Raw genomic sequence first — 24510 nt, 5'->3', positions numbered from 1 at the left:
CGGAGCCACCCCTTCGATCATTGCGTTCATAGTGTTCCCGCGACCGCCGGACCCCACGGGCCCCTCAGCTGTCGTAGTCCACGGTCAGCTTCTCGGAGACCGGGTACGACTGGCAGGTCAGGACGTACCCGGCGGCCACTTCGGCGTCCTCCAGGGCGAAGTTGCGGCGCATGTCGGCCCGGCCGTCGGTGACCAGGGCGCGGCAGGTGCCGCAGACGCCGCCCTTGCAGGCGAACGGCAGGTCGGGGCGGGTCTGCTGGGCGCCGTCGAGGATGGTCCGGTCGCGGGACAGGGAGGAGGTCGTGGAGCGGCCGTCCAGGGTGATGACGACCTCGCTGACGGGCCCTTCGGGGCCGGCCTCCTCGTGGCGGACCTCCCGCACGGGCTCGTCCTCGGCGAAGAACAGCTCCCGGTGGACGCGGTCCGGCAGGACGCCGAGGCCGGCCAGGACCCGCTGGGCGTCGGCGACCATGCCCTGCGGGCCGCACAGCCACCAGTGGTCCGCCCGCTCCACGTCGACCAGGGAGTCGACGAGCGCCGCCAGCCGCTCGGCGTCCAGGCGGCCGGAGAGCACCTCGGCCTCGCGGGGTTCGCGGGAGAGCACGTGGGCGAGGTGGAAGCGGGTGGGGTACAGGTCCTTCAGGTCCGCCAGTTCGTCGGCGAACATCACCGTGCCGGTGCGGCGGTTGCCGTAGAAGAGGGTGACCGTCGAGCGGTCGTCGGCGGCCAGCACCGACTCGGCGATGGACATCATCGGCGTGACGCCCGAGCCGGCCGCGACCAGCACGTGGTGGCCGGGGGCGGACAGGTCGGGCGTGAAGATGCCGGTGGGGGCCATCACCTCCACGGTGTCGCCCGGCCGCACCTCGTTCACCAGCCACGACGAGAACAGGCCGCCGGGGACCACCCGGACGCCGATGCGCGGGACGGAACCGGCCGGCGAGCAGATCGAGTACGAGCGGCGCTCGTCCCGGCCGTCGACCTCGCGCCGCAGGGTGAGCGACTGGCCGGGCGTGAAGGCGAACTCCTCGGCCAGCCCGTCCGGGATCTCGAAGCTCACGGCCGCCGCGTCGGCGCACAGCCGCTCGACGGCGGCGACGCGCAGACGGTGGAAGGCCAGGCGGCGTCGCGTGCGTACCGCCGGTGCGGCGGCGGACGCCGAGGCGGGGGCGGTCGGGGCCATCAGATCTCCTTGACGTGCTCGAACGGCTCGCGGCAGGCCCGGCAGCGCCACAGCGCCTTGCAGGACGTGGCGGCGAAGCGGGAGGTCTCCTCGGTGTCCCGCGAGCCGCACCGGGGGCAGGGCACCGCGGGCCGGGTGGGCGACAGGACGAGAGGGACGGGGCCGCTCGGTGCGGCGCCGGGCGGGGCGATGCCGTGCTCGGCGAGCTTGCGGCGGCCGGACTCGGTGATCCAGTCGCTGGTCCAGGGCGGGTCGAGGACGGTGCGGATCTCCACCCGGTCGTACCCCGCCGCCCGCAGCCGGGCGGCGACGTCCGCCCGCATCTCGGCCATCGCCGGGCAGCCCGAGTAGGTGGGGGTGAGGCTCGCGACGACCGCGCCCTCCCCGGTCACCTCGACGTCCCGCAGCACGCCGAGGTCGGCCAGGGTCAGCATGGGCAGCTCGGGGTCGGGGACCTGCTCGGCGATGTGCCGGGCGCGGCGGGCGTCGAGGAGGGCGGTCACCATGTCGCCTCCGGGTGGGCGCGGGCGATGCCCTGCAGCTCGGTGAGGAGCGGCACCAGGTGCTCGGTGTGCTCGCCGGCGCGGCCGGAGCCGGGCAGCGGGCGGTACACGGGCAGGGGCAGTCCGGCCGTCTCGGTGACCTGCCGCAGCACGTCGGCGACCTCCTCGCGCACGTCGTGGGCCGCGTGCAACTCGTCGACGTACGGGGCGACCTGCTCCAGCGCCGCGCGCGTCCTGCGGTGCGACTCGTCGGTGCCGTCGCCCAGGCGCACGGCCCACTCGGCGGCGTACTGCCGGTGGTACGCCAGTTCCTTGACGCCCTTGGCGGCGACCGCGGCGAGGACCGGGTCGGGGTGGTCCACCAGCCGCTGGAAGTGGGCCAGGCGCCAGCTGGAGAGCACCAGCAGCCGCACGATCGCGAAGGCGAAGTCGCCGCCGGGCAGTTCGGCCAGGCGCACGTTGCGGAAGTCGCCGGCGTCCCGGAAGTAGGCGTAGGCGTCCTCGTCCCGGCCGGTGCCGTCCACCTGGCCGGCGCGGGAGTAGAGCAGGCGGGCCTGGCCGAGGAGGTCGAGGCCGATGTTGGCCAGCGCCACCTCCTCCTCCAGCTCGGGCGCGCGCGTGACCCACTCGGCGAGCCGCTGGGCGCTCACCAGGGCGTCGTCGGCGAGCGCCACGCACTCGGCGGCCAGTTCACCGGCGTCGACGCCCTCGGGCACGGTGGTGTCGACGCCGTGCAGCGGGTCCTCGAAGCCGGTGCCGTAGGCCCAGCGGGTGTCGTCCTCGTGTCCCTCGGCCAGGGTCAGGTAGACGTGGTCGTCACTCATGCCCTGCTCCTAGATGTGCGGGACGTCGTCGGGGATGTCGTAGAAGGTCGGGTGGCGGTAGACCTTGTCGGCGCTGGGGGCGAAGAACGGGTCCTTCTCGTCGCGGGTGGAGGCGGCGATGTGCTCGGAGCGCACGACCCAGATGCTCACGCCCTCGTTGCGCCGGGTGTAGAGGTCGCGGGCGTGGGTGAGGGCCATCGCGTCGTCGGCGGCGTGCAGCGAGCCGACGTGGACGTGGTTGAGGCCGCGCTTGCCGCGCACGAACACCTCGTACAGCGGCCAGCCCTGCTTGTCCGGCTTCTCGGCGCTCATGCCGCCGCTCCCTTCTCCGCGCGGGCGGCCCGCTTGGCGGCGTGGGCGGTGGCCGCCTCGCGCACCCAGGCGCCCTCCTCGTGGGCGGTCCGCCGCCGCTCCATCCGCTGCTCGTTGCACGGGCCGTCACCCTTGATGACGCGCATCAGCTCGTCCCAGTCGGGGGTGCCGAAGTCGTGGTGCCCGCGCTCCTCGTTCCAGCGCAGCTGAGGGTCGGGCAGGGTGACGCCGAGCTTCTCGGCCTGCGGGACGGTCATGTCGACGAAGCGCTGCCGCAGTTCGTCGTTGCTGTGCCGCTTGATCTTCCAGGCCATCGAGCGCGCCGAGTTGGGCGAGGCGTCGTCGGGCGGGCCGAACATCATCAGGGACGGCCACCACCAGCGGTCCACGGCGTCCTGGACCATCGCGCGCTGGGCGTCGGTGCCGCGCATCATCGTCATCAGCAGCTCGTAGCCCTGGCGCTGGTGGAAGGACTCCTCCTTGCAGATGCGCACCATCGCGCGGGCGTACGGCCCGTAGGAGCTGCGGCACAGCGGCACCTGGTTGCAGATCGCGGCGCCGTCCACGAACCAGCCGATGACGCCGACGTCGGCGAAGCTCAGCGTCGGGTAGTTGAAGATCGACGAGTACTTCTGGCGTCCGTCGACCAGGCGCTCGGTGAGGTCCGCGCGGTCGGCGCCCAGCGTCTCGGCCGCCGAGTACAGGTAGAGCCCGTGGCCGGCCTCGTCCTGGACCTTGGCGAACAGGATCGCCTTGCGGCGCAGCGACGGCGCGCGGGTGATCCACTCACCCTCCGGCTGCATGCCGATGATCTCCGAGTGCGCGTGCTGGGCGATCTGCCGGATCAGCGTCTTGCGGTAGCCCTCGGGCATCCAGTCGCGCGGCTCGACGCGCTGGTCGCGCGCGATCGTCGCGTCGAAGTGCTCCTGCAACGGCTGCGGGGGCGGCGCCTCGGCGGCGTCTGTCGTGGTCATCGTCACCAGCTTCCCAACCGACCATTCGTTCGGTATCAGTGTGACGCCTTTCCGTGCGCCGGGCAAGACCCCGGAGCCCCGCCGGTCACACTCTTGACAGGGCGACCCCGTGGCTGGATTACTAGGCCGGGCCACGCGCTAACCGAATGGTCGGTCGGGAGACTCGGGAGACAAGGTGGTGGGTCAGGTGTCACAGGCCATGGAGCAGACGCCCACGGAGGTGATGTTCTCCGCGGACGAGGCGTCCCGGCGGCTGGGCATCGAGCTGGTCGAGCACGGCGAGGGCACCGCGGTCCTCCGGATGGCCGTGACCCCGTCGATGGTGAACGGGCACCGGATCGCCCACGGCGGCTACCTCTTCCTGCTCGCCGACACGGCCTTCGCCTGCGCCTGCAACAGCCACGGCCCCGTGACCGTCGCCGCGGGTGCCGACATCGTGTTCGTGACGCCCGCCCGCGAGGGCGACGTGCTCGTGGCGAGGGCCGAGGAACGCGCCCGGTTCGGCCGCAGCGGCGTCTACGACGTGACCGTGCGACGCGGCGAAGAGGTGATCGCCGAGTTCCGCGGACGCAGCCGCAGCGTGCGGGACACCACGGCGCGCGAGACGCAGGGTACGACGACGAAGGAGTCGCGATGAGCAGCGAGCCGACGACCGGGCCGGCCCCGGCACCGCGCCGGGGCGAACCCCTCCCCCACGACCTCCTGGACGACGCCGAGCGACTGTCCCGTCAGCAGCTCGCCGAGCTTCAGCTGGACCGGCTGCGCGCCACCCTGCGGCACGCCTACGACAACGTCGAGCTGTACCGCAAGAAGTTCGACGCGGCCGGCGTCACGCCCGACGACTGCCGCAGCCTGGCGGACCTCTCCCGGTTCCCCTTCACCACCAAGGCCGACCTGCGGGACACCTACCCCTTCGGCATGTTCGCCGTCCCGATGTCCGAGGTGCGGCGCGTGCACGCCTCCAGCGGCACCACCGGCCGGGCCACCGTCGTCGGTTACACGGACGACGACCTGTCCATGTGGGCGGACGTCGTCGCCCGCTCCATCCGCGCCGCGGGCGGCCGGCCCGGCCACAAGGTGCACATCTCCTACGGCTACGGCCTGTTCACCGGCGGCCTCGGCGCGCACTACGGCGCCGAACGCGCCGGGTGCACGGTGATCCCGGCCTCCGGCGGCATGACGGCCCGGCAGGTCCAGATCATCCAGGACTTCCGGCCCGAGATCATCATGGTCACGCCGTCCTACATGCTCACCCTGCTCGACGAGTTCGAACGCCAGGGCGTCGATCCGCGCGGCACCTCCCTGAAGGTCGGCATCTTCGGCGCCGAACCGTGGACCGAGGAGATGCGCCGCGAGATCGAGGAGCGGATGGACATCCACGCGGTCGACATATACGGGCTGTCCGAGGTGATCGGTCCCGGCGTCGCTCAGGAATGCGTGGAGACCAAGGACGGGCTGCACGTGTGGGAGGACCACTTCTACCCGGAGGTGGTGGACCCGCTCACGGACGCGGTGCTGGCCGAGGGCGAGGAGGGCGAGATCGTCTTCACCTCCCTCACCAAGCAGGCGCTGCCGGTCATCCGCTACCGCACCCGGGACCTGTCCCGGCTGCTGCCGGGCACCGCGCGGCCGGCCTTCCGCCGGATGAGCAAGGTCACCGGCCGCTGCGACGACATGATCATCCTGCGTGGGGTAAACGTCTTCCCCACCCAGATCGAGGAGATCGTGCTGCGCACGCCCGGCGTCGCGCCGCACTTCCAGATCCGGCTCACCGAGCGCGGCCGCATGGACCACATGACCGTGCGAGTGGAGGCCCGCCCCGGCGCCGGTCCCGAGCAGCGCGAGGCCGCCGCGCGGGCGATCGGCCAGGGCGTCAAGGACGGCGTGGGCGTGACCGTGGAGGTGGAGATCGTCGAGCCGGAGACCCTGGAGCGCTCGCTCGGCAAGATCCGCCGGGTGAGTGATCAGCGCGGGGCCTGAGCGCCCGGCGGGGAGAAACGTGAGGACGGACACGTCCGTTCCTCTGCCGTACTGGTGTGCGGCGAGGTGCGGATGGGCAGTGAGTGCATGATCGGGGGAGGTCGAGTCCGTCCTGGGGGGAAATCCCGTGCGTGTGTGTGTGATCGGTGCAGGTCTGTCGGGGCTGGCGGTGGCCCATGCCCTGAGGGAGCGGGGCATCGGCTTCGTCTGCCTGGAGAAGGCGGACGACGTCGGCGGCATCTGGCGTCAGCCGGAGGCCGGCGAGCGGGGCCCCGGATACCAGTCCCTGCACCTCAACACTGCCAAGCAGCTGACGGGTTACGCGGACTTCCCGATGCCCGAGGCGTACCCGCTCTATCCCCGGCACAGTCAGTTCGCCGCGTATCTGCGGTCCTTCGCCGAGTGGTCCGGCGTACGGGAGCACGTCGAGCTGCGGACCGAGGTGACGTCCGTGCGCCAGGACGCGGACGGCATGTGGACCGTGGTCAGCCGGGACGCCGAGGGCGCCGTGACGACGCGCCGGTTCGAGCAGGTTGTCGTCGCCTCGGGCCACCACACGGACCCCGCGCTGCCCGATCCTCTTCCCGCGGGGGCCGAGTCCTTCGCCGGAACGATTCTCCACTCTCTCGACTACCGCTCCGGCGACGACTTCACCGGCCGGCGCGTCGTCGTGGTCGGGCTGGGCGCGTCCGCGGTCGACATCGCCGCGGACCTCTCCCGGCACGCCGCAGAGACCTTCCTCTCGGTGCGCCGGGGACTGCACATCGTGCCCAAGCAGCTTTACGGCATGTCGGTCGACGTGATCGCCGAAGCGCCCTGGTTCAACGAGATGTCCTTCGCCGAGCGGATCCAGTGGGCGGAACAGGCCCTGCTGGTCGCGCGCGGCAAGCTGTCGGACTACGGCCTGCCCGAGCCCGACCACCCGGTCTTCTCCTCGGCCACGACCCTCTCGGACGAGATCCTCAGCCGCATCCGGCACGGCGCGGTCACGCCCAAGCCCGCCATCGACTCCTTCGACGGCGCCCAAGTCGTCTTCACCGACGGCACGTCCGAGGCGGCGGACGCGGTCGTCTACTGCACCGGCTTCCACATGACCTGGCCCTTCCTGCCCGCCGGGTGTCCGGTGGCGGCGGACGGATCGGTCGAGCTGTACCGACGGGTCGTGCCCGCCGGCCGTCCGGGACTGTTCTTCGTGGGGCTGGTCCGGCCCGTGGGCGCCATCACGCGGCTGGTGGAGGCGCAGGCGCGGTGGGTGGCCCAGATCATCGACGGGGACGCCGCACTGCCCCCGGCTGAGGAGATGCGGGAGGAGATCGACTCCTACCTCACCTCCATCGTGCAGCGGTACGGGCGGACGCAGGGCGCCTCGATCCAGGTGGACGTGGGCCCGTACCTGGCGGAGTTCCGGGAGTCGCTGCCCGTGTGACCGCCCCCCGGATGCCGTCGTCGGCGTCCGGTCGCCATGTCCGTCCGCGGGGCTCCCGGTGGGTCGCACCGGGAGCCCCGCGGTGTGTCCGGACGTCCGCTCAGCTCACCGCCACCGGCTCGCGTGAGGCGTCCACGGCCGGCGGCCTGACCGCGTACGCCTCCGAGGAGAGGTACGCCGTCACCCGCGGCGGGCGGCCCTGCTGATGGGCCAGCGCGAGGTAGGCGATCAGGCCCACCCCGTCCTCGGGCCGACGCTCGGTGAGAGCCGCCAGGGCGCGGACGAGTACGGAGTCGTCCATGCCGTGGTGGCGCAGCACCCTCGATGCCCGCGCCAGGGCCTCACCGTCGTGCCGGGCGTAGTCCCTGACCGGGATGTGCAGGGTGAATCCGCTCGGCCGTGCGGAGGCTGTGTCGGTGAAGGCGTGGCAGGACAGGCCGGGCCGCCGGCCGAGTCCCGTCGCGTCGGGGCCGATCCCCGCGGCCGTGCGGAAGAAGCCCTCGACGGCCGCGGGGCCGGGCCCCGGCGTCATGCGGGACAGCCGCCCGGCCTGACCGGCCGTGAGGCTCTCGTGGCGGACGTAGACCTTCGCCCGGGGTTCCTCCCAGTCGCCCAGGTCGAGGGCGAGGAACGGGTAGCCGCTGCCGGCGGGCAGACTCGCGAAGGCCCGCCGGTGGCCCAGCCGGTCCAGCGCCTCGCGCACCGTCGCGGCGGAACGTTCCGCCCCACGCGCGGCCGGGTTCAGGTAGACCTTGACCTTCGGTACGCCGCCGGGCTCCAGCTCCAGAGCGATCCACAGGGCCAGCGGCCCGTGCGGGGCCGGTGGCAGGAACAGGTCCCGGAGCCCGTCGAGCGCGGCGGTGGAGAAGTTCCAGCGCCGCGCCATCGCCCGGACCGCCTCCAGCCCCGCGCGGCCCTGACGAGCCAGGCTGTCTGCGCCGCAGCCCGGCTCCAGGAGCACCCGCAGGGAGGGTGCCGCGTCCGGCTGGAACGAGAGGGAGAACTCCACCGGGGTGTGGTCGTCGGACAGGAAGGTGCGGTTGGGCGGCGGCAGGCTCAGGGACCGCTCGGCCACCGGGCCCAGGACGTCGGTCAGCACGTCGGCGTAGGCGTCGGCGTCGGACGCGGCGAGACCGGCGACCGCGCCGAGTCTTCGCAACTGGCCACCGGTGAGGGCGCCGAGGGTCGGTGCGAGGTCCGCGCCCGTCGGTGCGGCGCTCATCGGCCCGTCCCCCGCCGGGGCCGCACAGAGAGATACCCGCCTGGCGAGGCGGGTATCGGGGAGTTCGGCGGCGGGAAAGCGGCGTTCGTGGATATGTGCTCCACGAAACCTCCTTTTACTCGTAAGCAACTTGAATGCCGCGTTGCTCACTACCCGTGCCGTCGAACCTTCATGCGGAAGGGGCTGGTTGGGCGGGTGTTGCGCATGTCACCTGGTGAGCCAGTTGAGGAACTGGCTCCACATGCCTCCGCGTTCGGCCGGACGGGCGGAGCTCGCCGCCGTCTGCCGCTCGGCGCTCCCGGCACCCGGCTGCGCGTCCGCCGCCCGTGCCGAGCGCACCGGGGTGAAGCGGGCAGGCAGGGTGGCGAGGGCCCGGTTGAAGGGGCCCGGACGCCACGTCAGGCTGTCCTCGGGCACGGCGAGTCCGACGTCCGGCAGCTCGTTGAACAGGTGCTCGATGGCGGTGACCGTGATGTGCCGGGCCGGTTCCTTGGACGGGCAGGCGTGCGGACCCGCGCTCCAGGCCAGGTGGGCCCGGTTGCTGCCGGCCTGGCGCGCGGCCTTGAGGGCCGGTCCGGTGTTGGCGGCCGCGAAGCTGACCAGGACCAGGTCGCCCGCCTCCAGCCGCTGTCCGGCGAGTTCCGTGTCGGCGGCCGGGTAGTGCGGCGCGTAGTTCGACATCGGCGGGTTCTCCCACAGGGTGTCGTCGAGGGCCTCGTCGATCAGGCCGCCCTCGCGCGCGTACCGCTCGTGGGTGAGGAGACGGTGCAGGGTGTTGCCGATGAGGTTGCGCAGCGGCTCGGCGCCCGCGCCCAGCAGCAGCGCGAGCTGGTGGACCATCTCCTCGTCGCTGAGCTGTGCCTCGTGCCGCATCAGCCAGGAGGTGACGTCCTCGCCGGGCTTGCTCCGCTTGAGCGCGACGAGCTCCTCCACCGCCTGGAACAGCACGGCGGTGGCCTTCTCGGCGTTGACGCCGTCGAACATGCCGGAGATGCCGAACAGCACCCGGTCGCCGATGTCGGCGGGGCAGCCGAAGAGTTCGTTGAACACGAACAGCGGGAGCTGCTTGGCGTAGTCGCCGAGCAGGTCGGCGGAGCCGCGGGAGCCGAACTGGGAAATAAGGTACCCGGAGATCTGCTCGGTGCTGCGGCTGAGCCGCCGGGTGTCCACCCGCGCCATGCTGTCGGTGACCGCCTGCCGCAGCCGGATGTGGTCGGCTCCGTCGGCGAACATGCAGTTGGGCCGGTAGGCGAGCAGCGGGGCGACCGGGCTGTCCGGGCCGACCTTGCCCTCGTTGAAGGCCCGCCAGCGGCGCGCGTCCTTGCGGAAGGAACCGGAGTCCTGCAGCAGCTGGAGCGCCGCCGCGTAGTCGGTGACCAGCGTGGCCTCGACGCCCGGGGCCAGTTCGACGGGCGCGGCGGCCCCGTAGTGGCGCAGGTACTCGTAGTACGCCTGGGGGTGGGCGGCGAACTCCGGTCCGTGCAGGGGCACTCGGGCGCCGGAGCCGTGCGCCGGGCACCCAGGGGGCGGCACCGGGGCGGTGTCGTGGGCGTTCATGTCTGCTCCCAGCTCCTAGCGGGTGCGGTCCAGCAAGTAGCGGACGAGGGTGGTCAGTGCGGCGGCCGAGGACTTCTCGTCGCGGGCGTCGCAGGTGACGACGGGGGTGTCGTCGAGCAGGTCCAGTGCCTCGCGCAGGGCCCGCTCGTCGCGCGGCGGGGCGCCGTCGAAGTGGTTGACGGCGATGGCGTAGTCGAGGCCGTAGTGCTCGATGAGGTCGATGACCGGGAAGGAGTCGGCCAGCCGCTCGGGGTCGACGAGCACCAGGGCACCGAGCGCGCCGCGCGCCATGTCCTCCCACATCTGCACGAAGCGCTGCTGCCCGGGGGTGCCGAACAGGTAGAGCACGACGCGGTCGCTGATGGTCAGCCGCCCGAAGTCCATGGCGACCGTGGTCGTGGTCTTGCCCTGGACCCCCTTGAGGTCGTCGACCGGCTCGGCGGCCTGCGTCATCGTCTCCTCGGTGGACAGCGGCTCGATCTCGGAGATGGAGCCGATGAGGGTGGTCTTGCCCACCGCGAAGTGACCGACGACGAGGATCTTCACCGCGGTCTGGGTCGCCCCGCCGCGCACGTAGTCCCGCTCATCCAAACTTGGCGCGGAGCCCATTGAGCACCTCCTCCAGGATCTCCTTGTCGGCCAGGCGGGCGCGGGCCACCGGCGGACGGGTCATGAGGTGGCCGCCCTCCATCAGGGAGGCCAGCAGGATGCGCACCACGCCCAGCGGGAAGTGGGTGTGCCCGGCGATCTCGGCGACCGACAGGTAGCCGGCGGAGCACAGGTCCAGCAGGCTCTGCTCCTCGGGGGAGAGCCGCAGGGGCCGCCGCGCGTGCCCGTCGGCGGCCGTGACGAGGGTGATGAGGGAGAGGTGCTCCTCGTCGGGCAGGCCGCGGCCCTTGGTGATGACGTACGGCCGCACTAATTCGGGTGCCTCCGGCTCCCAGCCGTCGTTGCCGGTCATGAGCGGGAACCGAGATTCTCGCGCGGCGGCGTCGTCAGCCGCTTGCCGAGCTGGGCGACGAGCTGCTGCATCCGGAAGGTGATGTCGGCCATGTCGACGTCCGGGGAGGCGGAGACGCCGAGGTAGGCACCCTCACCGGCGGAGATCAGGAACACCCAGCCGCCGTCGAACTCGACCAGGGTCTGGCGCCAGGACTGGCCGGGGTCCTCACAGAAGAAGGCGAGCGTCCGGCTGAGCGACTGCACGCCGCTCATCGCGGCCGCGACCCGGTCGGCGTCGTCCTTGTCGAAGTCCTGCGTCCGGGCCATCAGCAGCCCGTCGGCCGAGATCAGGACCGCGTGCAGGGCCCCGGGAATCTCCAGGGCGCTGTCGAGCATCCATGACAGATCGTCGTTCACGAGTCCTCATGTCCTTCTCTGCTTGCACCAGATGTTCTGCGCGTCCGGTCGGCGTCCTGGGGCCCGGTGCCGCGGCCGGTCTGCGTGCCCCGTTGGAAAGCGGCCATGACCTGTGCCTGCTCGGCGTCGGAACGGCCGACGGTACGCGGGCCGGCCGCGCTGCCGGGCACGATGGCCATCGGGCGCTTGCGGCGCCGCCGGGGCAGGCCGTCGCTGGTCTCGGAGGGGGCGGGCGCGGCCTCGGGTCCGCCGTCCGCCTCGGGCCGGGCGGCGTTGCGGACGGCCGGGGCGGGTGCCTTCCTCTCCGGCATGGCGGTGAGCAGGTCGTGCGGGAGCAGGACCACGGCGCGCACACCTCCGTAGGGGGAAGAGGAGTCCACCGACACCTCGAAGCCGAAGCGCTCGCAGAGCAGGCCGATGACCGCGAAGCCGAACTGCGGCGGGTTGCCGAGCCCCGCCACGCCCGAGGCGCGTTCGGTGGCGAGGAGCTTGTCGGCGCGGGTGCGCTCCTCGTCGCTCATGCCGACGCCCGCGTCGTCGACGACGACGCAGATGCCCTTGGGCACGGTACGGATGTTGATCTCGACGACGGTGTCCGGGCTGGAGTAGCTGGTGGCGTTGTCGAGCAGCTCGGCGAGGGCCAGGGCGACGGGTTCGACGGCCCGGCTGGTGATGCCGAAGTCGACCTGGGAGAGGATGTCCACCCGGCGGAAGTGCCGGATGCGGCCCTGGGCGCTGCGCACCACGTCGTACACCGAGGCGGTGTCGCGGCGGCCGCCGAGCCAGCCGTCGCACAGCACCGCGATGGACTGGGCGCGCCGGCCGAACTGCGAGTTGGTGTGGTCGATCTCCAGCAGGTCCTGGAGCAGGGCCGAGTCCCCGTACTTGGTCTGCAGCCGGGAGAGCACCAGCTGCTGTTCGGCGGCGAGGCCCTGCAGGGTCCGCATGGCCGATTTCAGCACGGTCTTGGTCTCGTCCTCGGCCCGCTCCTGAGCCGCCCGCACGGACGTGCCGTAGTCGTTCTCCAGCTCCGTGTAGTGCTGCTTGAGCCCCTGGACCTCCTGCCGCAGAGCTCGTGCCGCCCCGCGCTGCCGGCCGATGAGCACGGCGGCGGCGACGAGGGCGACGAGAAGGGCCCAGAGCAATGGGTTCCCTGTGTATTCCGTCATAAGACTCTCTTCAGGCGACTGAAGGCCGGTTCGCTGAGTTCCCGTCCACGCGGGCGGCCCGGTGGACCGCCCGGCACCGGGGGTGCTGCCCGGGCTGTCCCTGAAGTCGGGGATGCCGTCTTTCACCCATCCGCCCGCTCCGCAAACGCGGTGATCGTATCACCGCATGATCAGGTGAATTTACGTCAAGAAGTGTTCATCCAGGACTGGTTGGAACCGCCGCTTCCTGTCACTTCGGCGGTGGGTACAGTCGGGCCCGTGAAAGATGCACAAGACACCTTCCGGCCGCGCGCGCAGCCGGCCCCGGACGGCCTGCCGTGACGCCCGAGGCGATGGCCGCGGTGTTCGCGGCGGGCGTGGGTGCCGGCGCCATCAACAGCGTCGTCGGCTCCGGGACGCTGATCACCTTCCCGGTGCTGCTGGCCACGGGGCTGTCCCCCGTCACCGCGACGGTGTCCAACGCGCTCGGACTCATCCCCGGCTCCATCAGCGGCGCCATCGGGTACCGGAAAGAACTGAGCGGCCAGCGCCGGCGCGTGCTGAAGCTCAGCGCCGGTGCGCTGGTCGGCGGCCTGGCGGGCGCCACGCTGCTGCTCGCCCTGCCCGCGGACGCGTTCGAGACGATCGTGCCGGTACTGGTGGGCCTCGCCCTGGTACTGGTGGCGCTCCAGCCCCAGATCGGCAGGTGGGTGCAGCGCCGCCGCGAGCGCACCGGCGCCTCGCCTCGCCGGGACGGCGGCCCGCTGCTGTTCTCCGGGCTGACGCTGGCGAGCGTCTACGGCGGCTACTTCACCGCCGCGCAGGGGATCATCTACCTGTCCCTGATGGGCATGCTGCTCGACGAGCCGCTGCAGCGCCTCAACGGCGTCAAGAACGTCCTCTCCGCCGTCGTCAACACCGTCGCCGCGCTCTTCTTCCTCTTCGCCGCGGACTTCGACTGGACGGCCGTCGCGCTCCTGGCGGTCGGCTCGGCCCTCGGCGGGTACGCCGGGGCCAAGGTGGGGCGCCGCTTCAGCCCCTTGGCGCTGCGGATCATCGTCGTGACGGTCGGCACCGTGGCCCTGGTGCAGCTGCTGCTGCGCTGAGCCGTCGAGGCGGCCAGGAAGCGGCCGGGCAGCGGCCAAAAGTGGAACCTTCCCCGCCACTTGACGCCGCACTCCACGTCCGGGCGGACCGGGCACGTGGGATGGACCACGTCCCCTCAGGGATTGATCCCGCGAGCGATCAGGGAAGCCATGGAGGCGCCCGAGATCGAATCGAAGGGACACCCCCGTGACGCTCGTAGCGCCTCCCCCCATACCCAGGGCAGCGGGCTCGCTGCCGTTCCTGGGTCACGCGATACAGCTCGTGCGCGACAACCTCGGCTTCATCGCCGCACTGCGCACCTCCTACGGACCGGTCGTCGAGATCACCCTCCAGCCCGGCACCCGCACCCTCGTCGTCCAGGACCCCGACCTCATCCGCACCATGCTGACCGACCTCGGTCCGAGCCTCGACAAGGGCCGCTTCTTCGAGAAGATGGGCCAGCTGCTGGGCGACTCCGTCGTCACCGCCGCCGGACAGACCCACGTCCGCAAACGGCGCCAGCTCCAGCCCGCCTTCGCCCGCGAACGGATCGCCCGCTACGTCGACACCATGCGCGGGGAGACCGAGGCGGCCGTCGACGGCTGGGCGATCGGCCGGGCCCTGGACGTGCGTGAGGCGATGGTGGGGCTCAGCCTGAACATGCTGGCCAAGACGGTGTTCTCGGGCAGCCTCGACGAGACCGCCTTCCGCCGCCTGCGCGCGGACCTGTCCGTCGTGATGAACGGCGTCGGCGCCCGCGTCATGCTCCCCGACTGGGTCGAGCGGCTGCCGCTGCCCGCCAACCGCCGCTTCACCAGGGCGCGGGACGCCGTACGGGCCACCATCGACCGGGCCGTCACCGGCCTGCGGGCCTCGGGCCACGACACCGGCGACATGCTGTCCCTGCTGCTGCGCACCACGGACGAGGAGACCGGCCGGCCGCTGACCGGGCACCAGATCTCCTCCGAGATCCTCACCCTGGCCGTGGCCGGCACCGAGACCACCGCCTCGGTGCTCTCCTGGATGCTGTACGAACTCGCCCGCAACCCGGACGTCGAGGCCGAGGTCCTCGCGGAACTGGACGACGTGCTCGGCGACCGGCCGGTGACCTTCGACGACCTGGGCCGGCTCCCCTACCTGAGACGGGTCGTCGACGAGACCCTGCGGCTGCACCACACCGGCTGGCTCGTCACCCGTCGCACCGTCACCGAGACCCGGCTCGGTCCCTGGACCGTGCCCGCCGGGACCGAACTCGCCTACTGCCAGCACGCCCTCCACCGCGATCCCGCGCTCTTCCCGGACCCGTTGCGGTTCGATCCCGACCGCCGGCAGGACGACGACAGCCCCCGGCCCTCGCACGCGTTCCTGCCCTTCGGTGCGGGCAAGCACAAGTGCATCGGCGACCGGTTCGCCCTCACCGAGCTCCTCACCGCCGTCGCCACCGTCGTCCGGCGGGTACGCCTGGAACTCGCGCCGGGACAGACCGTACGGCCCGTCGCCGCGGCCACCGTGCGGCCCCGAACTCTGCTGATGACCGTGCGCGACCGACGGAACTCCGCGGCCCGCAAGGCCGGTTGAGGCGACGCGCAGGGCCCGGAACCGACGGGCTCCGGGCCCTTTCCATAACGGCGCGTTATGGGAAGCCGGGATTGGTGACGGCTGTTCCCCGCCGGAGATGCTGAGCGCCCCCACCCACCACACGCGACCCCACGCGTGTCGTCGGAATCGAGGAGCCTTGCGCATCACCAGACTCGTCCCCACCTTGCTGGCCGCGCTCATGGCCGCACTTCTGTCCGCCGTCGCGCTCGCGCCGAACGCCTCCGCGGCCGAGCCCAAACCCGGTGAGGGCGGCCCCCAGCCGATCATCGGCGGCGGCTACGCCCAGAACGCCCCCTGGGCGGCCCGGCTGTTCTCCAACGGCACCCAGACCTGCAGCTCCACCATCATCTCCCCCACCTGGATACTGACCGCCAAGCACTGCGTGAGCGGCGGCGGGCTCTCCTTCCGCATCGGCAGCCTCGACCAGAGCTCCGGCGGCACCGTGGCGAACGGCGTGCAGACCGTCACCCACTCCTCGTCGGACCTCGCGCTGGTGCGCCTCGACCGCTCCGTCTCCGCCTCCTACGCACGGCTCGGCCGGCCCGGCACGGTGCGCGTCGGCCAGAACGTACAGGTCTACGGCTGGGGCGCCACCTCCCGGTGCGGTTCGGAGATCAACTGCCAGTCCCGGTACCTGAAGGTCGCCAACCTGACCGTCACCCGCGGCTGCTACGACGCCTACTACGGCCAGGCCATCTGCGCCCGCCCCGGTGACGGCATCACCGCGGGCGGCGACTCCGGCGGTCCGATGATGGCCGGCGGCGTCCAGGTCGGCGTCGCCTCGACCAGCGACCGCCAGACCACCACGGCGTACACGAACGTGACGGCGTACCGCTCCTGGATCCAGTCGGTCGCGGGCGTCTGACCCGCCCACCCCGTAGCGGGCCGGGCCGTCCAGCAACCGGACGGCCCGGCAGACGCGTGGCGCATGCATCTACCCTTCGGCGGGTACGACCGGCCTCCCGCGCGAAGGAGCTCCGCCATGGCAGGGCAGACAGCCGACTCCCCCGTGACCGAGTACGACGCGGCCGTCCTCCGGCTCGAGGACGTCGGTGTCCGCCGCCACACCACCGACCAGCTCATCCTCGACGGCGTCGACTGGACGGTCCGGCCGGGAGAGCACTGGGCCCTGCTGGGAGCCAACGGCGCCGGCAAGACCACCCTGCTGCGGCTGCTGGGCGCGCTGATGCACCCGACGACCGGGACGGTGGAGGTCCTCGGCAGCCGGCTCGGCCGGGTGGACGTCCGTGAGCTGCGGGCCCGCATCGGCCACGTCAACTCCGCCCAGCGGGTGCCGCAGGACCTCACCGCCCACGCGGTCGTCCTCACCGGGCACAGCGGCACCGTGCAGCCCCTGTGGCGGACGTACGACGACGAGGTCCGCGTCCGCGCCCGCGACCTGCTCACCGAACTCGGCGTCAAGGAGCTGGCCGACCGGCCGTACGGCGTGTGCTCGGGCGGACAGCGGGCGCGGGTCCTCATCGCCAGGGCGCTGATGGCCGACCCGGCCCTGCTCCTGCTGGACGAGCCCTTCAACGCGCTGGACCTGCCCTCCCGGGAGGACCTCGTCGAGGCCATGCACCAGCTGGCCCAGGGACGCCCCCGGCTGGCCACCGTGACGGTGACCCACCATCTGGAGGAGCTGTTCCCCGCCGTCAGCCACGCCCTGCTCCTGCGCGAGGGCCGGATCCTGTCCCGCGGGCCCGTGGACGAGATCCTCACCGATTCCCTGCTGACCGCGTGCTTCGGCCGGGACATCACGGTCGCCAGGCGGGACGGCCGCTGGTCGGCCTACTCGGGGCGCCGTTCATGAGACCGGAGTGAGCGAGGGCGGCCCCGGAGGTATCGGCGTACGGAACGTCCGGGACCGCCCCTCGGCTCCCCCGCCAGGGGACTGCCCAGCCGCCGCCCGGGGGAAACAGGCGACGGCGGCGGCCCGGGCACATGCACACCCACGGGTTACCCCGGTCAACTCCGGACACCGCCACCCGATCGGCCGCCGTCGGCCGTCCGTTGGGTGCTGCCCGGCTCGTTCACGGGCATGCGCATGGGTGATGGTCCGCGCCTTCGCCCGCCCCGACCCGAGGAGCAGCCGCACCGTGGGAACCGCCGTACACGTCCCGCAGACCCGCGACATGCTCGGAGAGGAACTCTCCGGCGACGAAGCCCTGACCGCCCTGCGCCGGTACGGAGGTCTGCGCCTCCTGACCGACTCCTTCGCCCGGTTCCGCTACGCGGACGGATTCACCAACGCACGCGCCCTCGCCTTCCAGGTGGTCCTCGGACTGGTCCCGTTCACCATCGTGCTCGTCGGCCTCGCCACGTCGGTCCACACCGAGGGCGTGGGCCGGGTCGTCGAGCTCACGCTCGGGCGGATCGTGCCGGGGGCCAGCGCCGATGTCGTGGAGAAGGCGTTCGAGGGCACCCGGCGCAGCGCCGGGAGCGACGCGTGGGGCACGCTGGCGCTGTGGCTGGGGCTGGCGTTCGCCCTGCTGAACCTCGCCTCGGCCATGGGCCAGATCGAGCGGGGCGCCAACCGCATCTACGGCATCGAGCGCGACCGCCCCGCCCTCCGCAAGTACGGCAGGGCGCTGGTGCTCGCGCTCACCGCGGGTCTGCCGATGGTGCTGGGGTTCCTGGTGCTCGTCGCGGGCGAGGCCGTGGGGGACGCCGTGGCCCGCTCCGCCGGCGACCGGGCCGGCGCTCCCGGGTGGTGGACCGCGTTGGAGGTACCGGCGGGGCTGCTGTTGGCCTGGGTCGCCTCGGCGGTGATCCTGCGCTGGTCGCCCCGGCGCGACCAGCCCGGCTACACCTGGCTGGCCTTCGGTTCCGCGGTCCACCTGGTGCTGTGGGTGTCGGCGACCTGGCTGCTGGCGCTGTACGTCGGTCACAGCGGAGCCTTCGGCTCGGTGTACGGACCGCTCACGGCCTTCATCGCGCTGCTGCTGTGGGCGAACCTCACGGCGGTGGCGCTCTTCCTCGGCATCGCCTTCGCGGCCCAGCTGGAGGCGGCCCGGGCCGGCATCCGCACTCCGGTACGGCCGGACCCGGGTCCGGGTGACTGACGCCCGGTCCGCGCCGCTCACGCGTCAGGCGCAGCCCCAGGCCGACATGCCCTGGATGCGGGCGAGGCGCTTGGCGACGGCGATCTGCTCCCCACGGGTGGCGAGGTCGGCGCGCGGCGCGTACACGAGGCCACCCGCGGCGGCCCAGCTCGACGGTGCGAACTGCAGACCGCCGTAGTAGCCGTTGCCGGTGTTCGCGTTCCAGTCGCCGCCGGACTCGCAGGCGGCGATGGCGTCCCAGTCGGTCCGCAGGGAGACGGTGGCCGCGGCCGCCGCCTCGGTGGTCGCGCCCAGGGCGGCCGCGGCGAGGAGAGCCACCGCCGCGGTCCGGGCCGTGCGGGCGCGCGAGGCGCTCCGATGAACATCTCGTCTACAGATCATACCGAGACTGTTACACCGGGTGACGGCGCGGCGCCTCGCCGGTCACCGTCCCGTTGCGCCGGTCGGGGCACGCGGACCACCCGACGGCACCCGCCGTCCGTCACCGCCCGCGGGTCGACGGGACGGTTGAGACGGCTCGGCACGTCCGCGAGCCTGGTCTCCGGCGCCTTCATCACCCGCTGGCTCGGCGGCGCCGTGCTCGGTGCCCTCCTGCCGTACTCGCTCGGCACCTTCGCCTGCGGTTCAGGGACGCGCGCCCCTCGTTCGTGTGAAGAACCGCGTAGGGCTCGGCCAGTCGAGTGAGCGGCGGGCGAGTGCCGCACGGCGCGCCCTTACGGTTTCGCGGTGACCTCGATCTCAACTGACACACGCCCCCTGCGAACCGCCGACCTCGGCACGCTCGTCATCATGTCCTGGAGCCGGGAGACCCCCGACGGCGACGTCCCCTTCCTCCTCGCCTGTTCCCTCGGCGACGGCGAGGGCGGCCCCGAGGCGACCGGAGCCGCCGTCGAGCGGCTGCTGGGCCACGCCGGGCTGTCCGTCGGCGACGGTGTCGTCGACGCCGCGCGGCTGCCGAACCTGCCGGTGACGCTGCTGGTGGTACCGGGCGCGGCGGCCCTCACGATGCCGGGGATCAACGCCCAGTTCGCCCCCACGGCGCAGTGGCGCCGCGCGGTCGACGAGCGCGGGTACGCCTGCCTGATCTTCGCCACCCGCCCGTGGGGCGACGGGGAGCCGGGCGACGGCGAGGCGGTCGCCGCCTTCGCGAACGACGAGCGGACACTGGCGTCGGCGGCCCAGGTGATCCTGCCCGTGCGCACCCTGCGCAGCTGACGCGCGGCGGCTCGTCTCACGTCCACAACTCGCCGCTGTCGCACACCCGGGCGCCCATGTTGCGCTCCATCATGCGCAGCGCGGCGTCCGCCAGGTCGGAGTGGATGTGGGCGACCGCGTCGCGCGCCACGATGACCTGCAGATGGCGGATGTGGGCGTCGAGCGCGGAGTAGAGCACGCACTGCTCGGTCACCTGCCCGCACAGCACCAGCCGGTCGATGCCCTGCTCGTACAGGAGGTACGTCAACGGGGTCTCGAAGAAGATGGAGTGGCGTGCCTTGACCACGAAGAGGGAGGAGCCGTCGGGCCGCAGCGGCTCGACGAGGCGGGCGTGCGGTCCCGCGAGGGCCTGGTCGAGGATCTCGCCGTGGTGCGAGCGCCACTCGCCGAAGTTGTCGTTGACGTAGATCACGGGAACGCCCTGCCGTCGCGCCCGCTCCAGCAGACCGGTCACGGCGGGGAGTACGGATTCCACCGAGGGAATCAGCGAGTCGGCGTCCTTGTGGTCATAGGTGTTGATCATGTCGATGACGATCAGCGCTGTTTTGCCCATGCGGCACAGGTTGCCACTGTGCGGCCGGGAAACCGCTCGGCCGCGCGGGGGCGAGCGCCCAGGGCGCCGGTCCGGCGCCCTCGCTCCAGTCCCGCAGCCGACGCTCGTCCACGCAGACTATTCCGCTCTGTTCGGCGTACTCGACGGCCGGGCGGGTGAAGTCGCTGGTGGTGACGACGGCCGCGACGTCGGCGTCGTGGACGGTGAAACAGGTGCCGCCGAAGCGCTGCAGGTCCTCCGAGCCGACCTTGTTGCCGTCGGCGTAGCACTTGCACTGGATGACCAGGCGCCGGCCGTCGGGGGTCACCGCCGTCACGTCCGCGCCGAGGTCGCCCGCGCCGCCGACGACCTCCACGTCGGCGCATCCGTCGCGCAGGCAGAGGTCGGCTATCGCCTGCTCGAACTCGTCGGCGGCGAGCGGCTGGTCGTCGTCGGCCGTCGTGGTCGCGGGCTCCCGGACGTGGGACGTCCCCTCCCGCGGCCCCACGGCCGTCCGCGTCTCCTCCAGGGCTTGAAGGGCCGTCGCCGTGCCCTCCTCCAGTGCGCGCGTGGTGCGCCGCGCCAGGCCGTAAGCGGAGAGTCCGGAGCGCCTGCGGCGGCCGACGAGACAGGCCAGTATTCCGCCGATCACCAGGACGAGCGCCCAGGCCGGGCGCCGCTCGGCGACGTCGAACGCCATCCGCCCGGCCCACCCCGCGACACACAGGCCGACGGCGGCGAGTCCGAAGAACAGGGCCGTCGCACGGAGGTCGAAGCGGCGCCCGGAGCGCCTTCGGCGGGGGCGTCGTGCGGGAGCGGTCACGAGGTGTTTCCTTCCTGGCCGACGACATGAAGATCACTCACGCCCGTCTGCCCAAGAACCGGGCGTTCACCGTCCGTTCATGACACGCCGTCGGATGGCTCATCCGGCCGGTGCGGGAATCTTTCGGGCATAACGTGCGGAATATGAAGAAATGCCATGTCGTGTACCTGGTGTGCACCGCAGCGATGATCGGAACGGGGCTCGGTGCGGCTCCGGCGTCCGCCGGCCACATGACCCACGTGGTCCACCCCGGCGAATCGATCCAGAAGGCGGTCGACGCCGCCGAGCCGGGCGACACCGTCCTCCTCACCCCCGGCACCTACCACGAGAGCGTCAAGGTGAGCACGCCCGGGCTCACCCTGCGCGGCATGGGCCGCAGCACTGTCATCAAGCCGGGCACGGAGAAGGCCGCCGAGGACAACACCTGCGCCGAGGGCGGCAACGGCATCTGCGTGATCGGGACGAAGGACGAGAACGTCAAGGGCATCACCGTCGCGAACCTGACGGTGACCGGCTTCAAGCGCACCGGCCTGTTCTCCATGGCCACCGACGGCCTGACCGTGCGCAACGTCACGGCCGTGAAGAACGGGGTCTGGGGCATCGCCCAGGAGCGGTCGATCCACGGCATCTTCCGGAACAACACCGCCCGCGACAACGGCGACGCGGGCATCTTCCTCGCCAACACCATCAAGGCCGAGGAAGGCGCCGTGGACACCCAGGGCACCGAGGTCGCGCACAACCGGCTCGAGGGCAACCGGATCGGCATCACCGTCCGGCGGCTGCGCAACCTGGCCGTCGCGGACAACCGCATCACCGGCAACTGCGCGGGCGTTTTCGTCGTCGGCGACGAGAACAAGCCCATGGCCGGCGACCTGGTCGTGCGCGACAACTACGTCGTGCGCAACAACAAGTCCTGCCCGAAGACCGACCGGCTGGAGGCCCTCCAGGGTTCCGGCATCGTCCTGACCGGCGTCGAGAAGGTCCTGGTCGCCGACAACACGGTCGAGGGCAACTCCGGCAAGTCGTCGATGTCGGGCGGCATCGTCCTCGCCAAGAGCATGGTGGGCGCCGCCAACTCGAAGAACGAGATCAACGGCAACCGACTGCGCGACAACTCCCCCGCCGACCTCGTCAACGCCACGACCGGCGACACCGCCAAGAGCAACACCTTCACCGGCAACACCTGCGGCGCCTCCAAGCCCGCGGGACTGTGCTGACCGGCCTGCCGTAGTCGACCGAGGAACCCGGAAGAACGCAGAAGAAGGAAGGACGCGGCACATGACCGCACAGACCGCCCCGCCCCCGCCCATGCGACTGCGGGAGCTCGTGTTCGGGGCGGCATGTGCCGCCGCCCTCCGCGCGGCCGCCCGGCTCGGTGTCGCCGACGCGCTCGGCGACTCACCGATGGCCGTGGAGGACCTGGCGGCCGCGGTGAAGACCGAGCCGAGGCCGCTGCGCCGGCTGCTGCGCGCCCTGACCTGCCACGGCGTCTTCGCCGAACACAAGGACGGGACGTTCACGCACACCGACATGTCCCTGCTGCTGCGCGAGGACGACCCGCACAGCCTGCGCTACATCACCCTGTGGTGCACCGAACCGTGGACCTGGGACGCCTGGCCCCTGCTCGACGAGGCGGTCCGCACCGGCTCCAACGTCGTCGAGGGCCTGTACGGCAAGGAGTTCTTCACCTACCTCAACGAGGACGCCCCCCGGTCGGCCGAGGTCTTCAACCGCGCCATGACCACGTCCAGCCGCCAGTCGGCCCAGGACGTCGCCGCGCTCCTCGACCTGTCCTCGAGCACGTCGGTGGCCGACATCGGCGGCGGCCAGGGGCACGTGGTGGCGAGCCTGCTGGAGAAGTACCCGTCGATGCACGGCACCCTCCTCGACCTGCCCCGCGTGGTGGAGAACGCCGACCCCCGGCTGCGCGAGGGCGGTTCGCTCGCGGACCGGGTGCGGATCGTGCCGGGCGACTGCCGGGAGGCCATCCCGGTCCGGGCCGACGTCTACGTCATCAAGAACATCCTGGAGTGGGACGACGACAGCACCGCCCGCGTCCTGCGGGGCGTCATGGCGGCGGGCGGCCCCGGGGCGCGGGTCGTGGTCATCGAGAACCTCGTCGACGACTCGCCCTCCATGCGGTTCAGCACCGCCATGGACCTGCTGCTGCTCCTCAACGTCGGCGGTGCGAAGCACACCACCGACAGCATGGTCGGCCGGCTGACCGACGCGGGCCTCGTCATCGACGACATCCGCCCGGTCAACCCCTACCTGCACGCGTTCGACTGCACGGTGCCCGAGTGAGTTGACGGGCGGGCCGCACCTCGGCCGCCGGTCCGCGACGTGCGCGGGCCGGCGGCCGAGGTGCGTACTGGCCGGGCGGCCGGGTCAGACGCCGGGCGCGCGGCGGTCGGTGACGAGGTCCATGCGGGCTCCGTCGAGGGCGCGGGCGAGGTCGCCACCCGCGGGCGCGGGGCCGTCCGGGGCTGCGGGGCCGTCCAGAAGGGTCGTCAGCTCGGCCACCCGGGCGGGGTCCGCGAGGCCGAGGGCCACCGCGGGGTCTCCGTCGCCGAGCTCACCCCGTACGTCGACCAGCCGCACGACGACGTCGTCGCGCTGGAAGATGGTGCTGCACAGGACCGGGCTGCGCGGGTCGTCCGCCGCCGCCTCGTCGGCCTCGGCCAGCGACTGGGCCAGCCGCATGCCGCAGCCCGGCCGGGCCGGGTACGACAGCGCGTGCCGACGTGCCGCCGGGTCCTCCTCGCCCGCCGTCACGTGGTGCACGGCGGGCAGGGCCGCCCGCGTGTAGAAGACCCGGGCGGACTCCGGGTCACCGAGGTCCCGGTGCTGCTCCAGATACGGGTTGAGTGCCTCCTCGACGGCGCGCACCTCGGGCTGTTCCGCCACGTGCCGCAGTGCCGCGAGCAGGTCGCCGCGGACCTCGATGGCCCGTACCACCCGGTTGCCGTGCAGGAACAGGGAGGTGCGGCACAGGCGCGTCGTGTCGTCGACCCGGGGCTCGGGCGAGGCGTAGTCGGCGAGGAGCCCGGCGACCACGTCCTCGCTGCCCGGCTTCACCGTGAAGGTGAGGGCGTGCCGGATGACTCCGTCACCGATCCGCGGCGACGTCTGGAGCCCGCCCGGGGCGGCGGACTCGGCGCCCGCCGCCGGGTGCCCCGTCTCGCGGACCACGTGGAAGCGGAGCGACCGGGTGTCCCGGACGCAGCTGTGCAGCGGCTTCACCATCCGCACGTGCTCCTCGCTGCTCACCCAGTTCAGGAACGGCGGGGCGCTCTCCCACTCGCTGGTGATCAGCCACTGCGAGGGGTTCTCGATGGACTGGCACAGCTGCTCGCCGAGGTGACCGGGCACGGACTCGACGTGGCTGCGCAGACGTTCGTACGTCTCGAGGAACTGCTGCTGGGCTCCGTCGTAGACCTCGACCAGCAGGACGACCCGGAGTCTGGAGCCGTCGAACACGGACTGGGAGACGTGGTGCGACACCTGTCGCGTCAGCGGTTCGGAAGCAGGGGCGGGCGTGGTGGTCATCCTGCGCACATCTCCTTCGCGGGTCCTGCACGGGTCCTTCGCGGGGGTGGAACATGACGTCGGCAGTGGTGGTGCGACGCCGGCGTGCCTCGATCCTGTGCCCGCCCCTGGTGGCGCGCGACCCGTGTGCACTGCGCGGGTGACCCGGGGCTC

The 24510-nt window shown here is 72.2% G+C and carries 26 protein-coding genes; 11 read left to right on the top strand and 15 right to left on the bottom strand.

The annotated features are described in order from the left end of the window. Nucleotides 1-64: 64 nt before the first annotated feature. From paaE to paaA, 5 genes are read right to left on the bottom strand one after another with little or no spacing between them, the layout of a single operon-like run. Nucleotides 65-1183 (bottom strand): 1,2-phenylacetyl-CoA epoxidase subunit PaaE, encoded by a 1119-nt coding sequence (gene paaE, locus KUM03_RS36940; RefSeq protein WP_217254965.1) that lies wholly within the window; start codon nucleotides 1181-1183, stop codon nucleotides 65-67. Continuing rightward, a complete protein-coding gene (gene paaD / locus KUM03_RS36935) occupies nucleotides 1183-1689 on the bottom strand; it encodes a 1,2-phenylacetyl-CoA epoxidase subunit PaaD (RefSeq protein ID WP_217254964.1) in 507 nt (168 codons plus the stop codon). Before paaD ends, paaE begins: the two co-directional genes overlap by 1 nt. After that, a complete protein-coding gene (paaC, locus tag KUM03_RS36930; RefSeq protein WP_217254963.1) occupies nucleotides 1683-2510 on the bottom strand; it encodes a 1,2-phenylacetyl-CoA epoxidase subunit PaaC in 828 nt (275 codons plus the stop codon). Before paaC ends, paaD begins: the two co-directional genes overlap by 7 nt. Nucleotides 2511-2519: 9 nt before the next feature. Continuing rightward, nucleotides 2520-2822: a 1,2-phenylacetyl-CoA epoxidase subunit PaaB gene (paaB, locus tag KUM03_RS36925; protein WP_217254962.1), complete on the bottom strand. Its 303-nt coding sequence runs from the start codon at nucleotides 2820-2822 to the stop codon at nucleotides 2520-2522. After that, nucleotides 2819-3796, bottom strand: coding sequence for a 1,2-phenylacetyl-CoA epoxidase subunit PaaA (gene paaA / locus KUM03_RS36920; RefSeq protein WP_217254961.1), 978 nt, complete (start codon nucleotides 3794-3796; stop codon nucleotides 2819-2821). Before paaA ends, paaB begins: the two co-directional genes overlap by 4 nt. A 199-nt stretch (nucleotides 3797-3995) precedes the next feature. On the opposite strand from paaA, the gene paaI reads away from it, so the two are divergent. From paaI to KUM03_RS36905, 3 genes are all read left to right on the top strand, one after another. After that, nucleotides 3996-4433 carry a hydroxyphenylacetyl-CoA thioesterase PaaI gene (paaI, locus tag KUM03_RS36915; protein WP_217254960.1) on the top strand — a complete coding sequence of 146 codons (438 nt, stop codon included), beginning with the start codon at nucleotides 3996-3998 and terminating at the stop codon, nucleotides 4431-4433. After that, nucleotides 4430-5776, top strand: coding sequence for a phenylacetate--CoA ligase PaaK (paaK, locus tag KUM03_RS36910; protein ID WP_217254959.1), 1347 nt, complete (start codon nucleotides 4430-4432; stop codon nucleotides 5774-5776). Before paaI ends, paaK begins: the two co-directional genes overlap by 4 nt. A gap of 127 nt (nucleotides 5777-5903) precedes the next feature. Beyond that, nucleotides 5904-7202: an NAD(P)/FAD-dependent oxidoreductase gene (locus tag KUM03_RS36905; protein WP_217254957.1), complete on the top strand. Its 1299-nt coding sequence runs from the start codon at nucleotides 5904-5906 to the stop codon at nucleotides 7200-7202. Between the two features lie 100 nt (nucleotides 7203-7302). Here the strand turns inward: KUM03_RS36905 and KUM03_RS36900 are convergent, their stop codons facing one another. From KUM03_RS36900 to KUM03_RS36875, 6 genes are all read right to left on the bottom strand, one after another. Further along, nucleotides 7303-8424 carry a tryptophan dimethylallyltransferase family protein gene (locus KUM03_RS36900; protein WP_217254956.1) on the bottom strand — a complete coding sequence of 374 codons (1122 nt, stop codon included), beginning with the start codon at nucleotides 8422-8424 and terminating at the stop codon, nucleotides 7303-7305. Nucleotides 8425-8631: 207 nt separating this feature from the next. After that, complete coding sequence (locus KUM03_RS36895) at nucleotides 8632-9981, bottom strand: cytochrome P450 (RefSeq protein ID WP_217254954.1); 1350 nt, start codon at nucleotides 9979-9981, stop codon at nucleotides 8632-8634. A 15-nt stretch (nucleotides 9982-9996) separates the two neighbouring features. Further along, the gene (locus tag KUM03_RS36890) at nucleotides 9997-10590 is read right to left on the bottom strand and encodes an ATP/GTP-binding protein (protein WP_217254953.1); all 594 of its coding nucleotides are present in this window, start codon (nucleotides 10588-10590) and stop codon (nucleotides 9997-9999) included. Further along, nucleotides 10565-10942 (bottom strand): DUF742 domain-containing protein, encoded by a 378-nt coding sequence (locus KUM03_RS36885; RefSeq protein WP_217254950.1) that lies wholly within the window; start codon nucleotides 10940-10942, stop codon nucleotides 10565-10567. The genes KUM03_RS36890 and KUM03_RS36885 overlap by 26 nt, the downstream gene beginning before the upstream one ends. Continuing rightward, entirely contained in the window at nucleotides 10939-11340 is a 402-nt protein-coding gene (locus KUM03_RS36880; protein WP_217254949.1) for a roadblock/LC7 domain-containing protein, read from the bottom strand. The genes KUM03_RS36885 and KUM03_RS36880 overlap by 4 nt, the downstream gene beginning before the upstream one ends. Further along, nucleotides 11337-12509 (bottom strand): ATP-binding protein, encoded by a 1173-nt coding sequence (locus KUM03_RS36875; protein ID WP_217254947.1) that lies wholly within the window; start codon nucleotides 12507-12509, stop codon nucleotides 11337-11339. Before KUM03_RS36875 ends, KUM03_RS36880 begins: the two co-directional genes overlap by 4 nt. 332 nt (nucleotides 12510-12841) lie before the next feature. On the opposite strand from KUM03_RS36875, the gene KUM03_RS36870 reads away from it, so the two are divergent. The 5 genes from KUM03_RS36870 to KUM03_RS36850 all read left to right on the top strand — a co-directional run bounded on the left by KUM03_RS36870 (nucleotide 12842) and on the right by KUM03_RS36850 (nucleotide 18238). Next, nucleotides 12842-13594 (top strand): sulfite exporter TauE/SafE family protein, encoded by a 753-nt coding sequence (locus KUM03_RS36870; RefSeq protein ID WP_217255175.1) that lies wholly within the window; start codon nucleotides 12842-12844, stop codon nucleotides 13592-13594. A gap of 187 nt (nucleotides 13595-13781) precedes the next feature. Beyond that, nucleotides 13782-15152, top strand: coding sequence for a cytochrome P450 (locus KUM03_RS36865; RefSeq protein WP_217254946.1), 1371 nt, complete (start codon nucleotides 13782-13784; stop codon nucleotides 15150-15152). Nucleotides 15153-15309: 157 nt separating this feature from the next. After that, a complete protein-coding gene (locus KUM03_RS36860; RefSeq protein WP_217254945.1) occupies nucleotides 15310-16038 on the top strand; it encodes a trypsin-like serine protease in 729 nt (242 codons plus the stop codon). A 117-nt stretch (nucleotides 16039-16155) separates the two neighbouring features. Continuing rightward, a complete protein-coding gene (locus KUM03_RS36855) occupies nucleotides 16156-16986 on the top strand; it encodes an ABC transporter ATP-binding protein (RefSeq protein ID WP_217254944.1) in 831 nt (276 codons plus the stop codon). Nucleotides 16987-17272: 286 nt separating this feature from the next. After that, on the top strand, nucleotides 17273-18238 hold the full coding sequence (locus KUM03_RS36850; RefSeq protein WP_217254943.1) for a YihY/virulence factor BrkB family protein: 966 nt from the start codon (nucleotides 17273-17275) through the stop codon (nucleotides 18236-18238). A gap of 24 nt (nucleotides 18239-18262) precedes the next feature. Here KUM03_RS36850 and KUM03_RS36845 read toward each other — a convergent pair whose 3' ends face one another. Then, complete coding sequence (locus KUM03_RS36845; RefSeq protein WP_217254942.1) at nucleotides 18263-18619, bottom strand: transglycosylase family protein; 357 nt, start codon at nucleotides 18617-18619, stop codon at nucleotides 18263-18265. 345 nt (nucleotides 18620-18964) lie between these two features. Here KUM03_RS36845 and KUM03_RS36840 point away from each other — a divergent pair, with 345 nt between their 5' ends. Then, nucleotides 18965-19453, top strand: coding sequence for a DUF5949 family protein (locus KUM03_RS36840; protein ID WP_217254941.1), 489 nt, complete (start codon nucleotides 18965-18967; stop codon nucleotides 19451-19453). Between the two features lie 16 nt (nucleotides 19454-19469). On the opposite strand, the gene KUM03_RS36835 is transcribed toward KUM03_RS36840, so the two are convergent. Both KUM03_RS36835 and KUM03_RS36830 read right to left on the bottom strand, forming a co-directional pair. Then, entirely contained in the window at nucleotides 19470-20006 is a 537-nt protein-coding gene (locus tag KUM03_RS36835; RefSeq protein ID WP_217254939.1) for an isochorismatase family cysteine hydrolase, read from the bottom strand. After that, complete coding sequence (locus KUM03_RS36830; protein ID WP_308406482.1) at nucleotides 19960-20808, bottom strand: restriction endonuclease; 849 nt, start codon at nucleotides 20806-20808, stop codon at nucleotides 19960-19962. Before KUM03_RS36830 ends, KUM03_RS36835 begins: the two co-directional genes overlap by 47 nt. Nucleotides 20809-20951: 143 nt before the next feature. Between KUM03_RS36830 and KUM03_RS36825 the strand changes: the two genes are divergently transcribed. Both KUM03_RS36825 and KUM03_RS36820 read left to right on the top strand, forming a co-directional pair. Next, complete coding sequence (locus KUM03_RS36825) at nucleotides 20952-22025, top strand: nitrous oxide reductase family maturation protein NosD (RefSeq protein WP_217254938.1); 1074 nt, start codon at nucleotides 20952-20954, stop codon at nucleotides 22023-22025. A 61-nt stretch (nucleotides 22026-22086) separates the two neighbouring features. Then, entirely contained in the window at nucleotides 22087-23112 is a 1026-nt protein-coding gene (locus KUM03_RS36820) for a methyltransferase (RefSeq protein ID WP_217254937.1), read from the top strand. Between the two features lie 84 nt (nucleotides 23113-23196). On the opposite strand, the gene KUM03_RS36815 is transcribed toward KUM03_RS36820, so the two are convergent. Next, on the bottom strand, nucleotides 23197-24357 hold the full coding sequence (locus tag KUM03_RS36815; protein WP_217254936.1) for a SchA/CurD-like domain-containing protein: 1161 nt from the start codon (nucleotides 24355-24357) through the stop codon (nucleotides 23197-23199). Nucleotides 24358-24510: the final 153 nt, after the last annotated feature.

Source organism: Streptomyces sp. AC602_WCS936 (genome assembly GCF_019049125.1).
Classification (GTDB): Bacteria; Actinomycetota; Actinomycetes; order Streptomycetales; family Streptomycetaceae; genus Streptomyces.
The sequence above is the reverse complement of the archived record's forward strand: the minus strand, read 5'-3'. Positions and strand labels throughout refer to the sequence as shown.

Excerpts from the sequence above, each read along its gene's own strand:
- KUM03_RS36895 (WP_217254954.1), bottom strand. The coding sequence starts at position 9,981 with ATGAACGCCCACGACACCGCCCCGGTGCCGCCCCCTGGGTGCCCGGCG.
- paaI (WP_217254960.1), top strand. The coding sequence starts at position 3,996 with ATGGAGCAGACGCCCACGGAGGTGATGTTCTCCGCGGACGAGGCGTCC.
- KUM03_RS36820 (WP_217254937.1), top strand. The coding sequence starts at position 22,087 with ATGACCGCACAGACCGCCCCGCCCCCGCCCATGCGACTGCGGGAGCTC.
- paaD (WP_217254964.1), bottom strand. The coding sequence starts at position 1,689 with ATGGTGACCGCCCTCCTCGACGCCCGCCGCGCCCGGCACATCGCCGAG.
- KUM03_RS36900 (WP_217254956.1), bottom strand. The coding sequence starts at position 8,424 with ATGAGCGCCGCACCGACGGGCGCGGACCTCGCACCGACCCTCGGCGCC.
- KUM03_RS36875 (WP_217254947.1), bottom strand. The coding sequence starts at position 12,509 with ATGACGGAATACACAGGGAACCCATTGCTCTGGGCCCTTCTCGTCGCC.
- KUM03_RS36870 (WP_217255175.1), top strand. The coding sequence starts at position 12,842 with ATGGCCGCGGTGTTCGCGGCGGGCGTGGGTGCCGGCGCCATCAACAGC.
- paaE (WP_217254965.1), bottom strand. The coding sequence starts at position 1,183 with ATGGCCCCGACCGCCCCCGCCTCGGCGTCCGCCGCCGCACCGGCGGTA.
- KUM03_RS36885 (WP_217254950.1), bottom strand. The coding sequence starts at position 10,942 with ATGACCGGCAACGACGGCTGGGAGCCGGAGGCACCCGAATTAGTGCGG.
- KUM03_RS36855 (WP_217254944.1), top strand. The coding sequence starts at position 16,156 with ATGGCAGGGCAGACAGCCGACTCCCCCGTGACCGAGTACGACGCGGCC.
- KUM03_RS36835 (WP_217254939.1), bottom strand. The coding sequence starts at position 20,006 with ATGGGCAAAACAGCGCTGATCGTCATCGACATGATCAACACCTATGAC.
- KUM03_RS36815 (WP_217254936.1), bottom strand. The coding sequence starts at position 24,357 with ATGACCACCACGCCCGCCCCTGCTTCCGAACCGCTGACGCGACAGGTG.
- paaB (WP_217254962.1), bottom strand. The coding sequence starts at position 2,822 with ATGAGCGCCGAGAAGCCGGACAAGCAGGGCTGGCCGCTGTACGAGGTG.
- KUM03_RS36890 (WP_217254953.1), bottom strand. The coding sequence starts at position 10,590 with ATGGGCTCCGCGCCAAGTTTGGATGAGCGGGACTACGTGCGCGGCGGG.
- paaC (WP_217254963.1), bottom strand. The coding sequence starts at position 2,510 with ATGAGTGACGACCACGTCTACCTGACCCTGGCCGAGGGACACGAGGAC.
- KUM03_RS36825 (WP_217254938.1), top strand. The coding sequence starts at position 20,952 with ATGAAGAAATGCCATGTCGTGTACCTGGTGTGCACCGCAGCGATGATC.
- paaA (WP_217254961.1), bottom strand. The coding sequence starts at position 3,796 with ATGACCACGACAGACGCCGCCGAGGCGCCGCCCCCGCAGCCGTTGCAG.
- paaK (WP_217254959.1), top strand. The coding sequence starts at position 4,430 with ATGAGCAGCGAGCCGACGACCGGGCCGGCCCCGGCACCGCGCCGGGGC.
- KUM03_RS36845 (WP_217254942.1), bottom strand. The coding sequence starts at position 18,619 with ATGATCTGTAGACGAGATGTTCATCGGAGCGCCTCGCGCGCCCGCACG.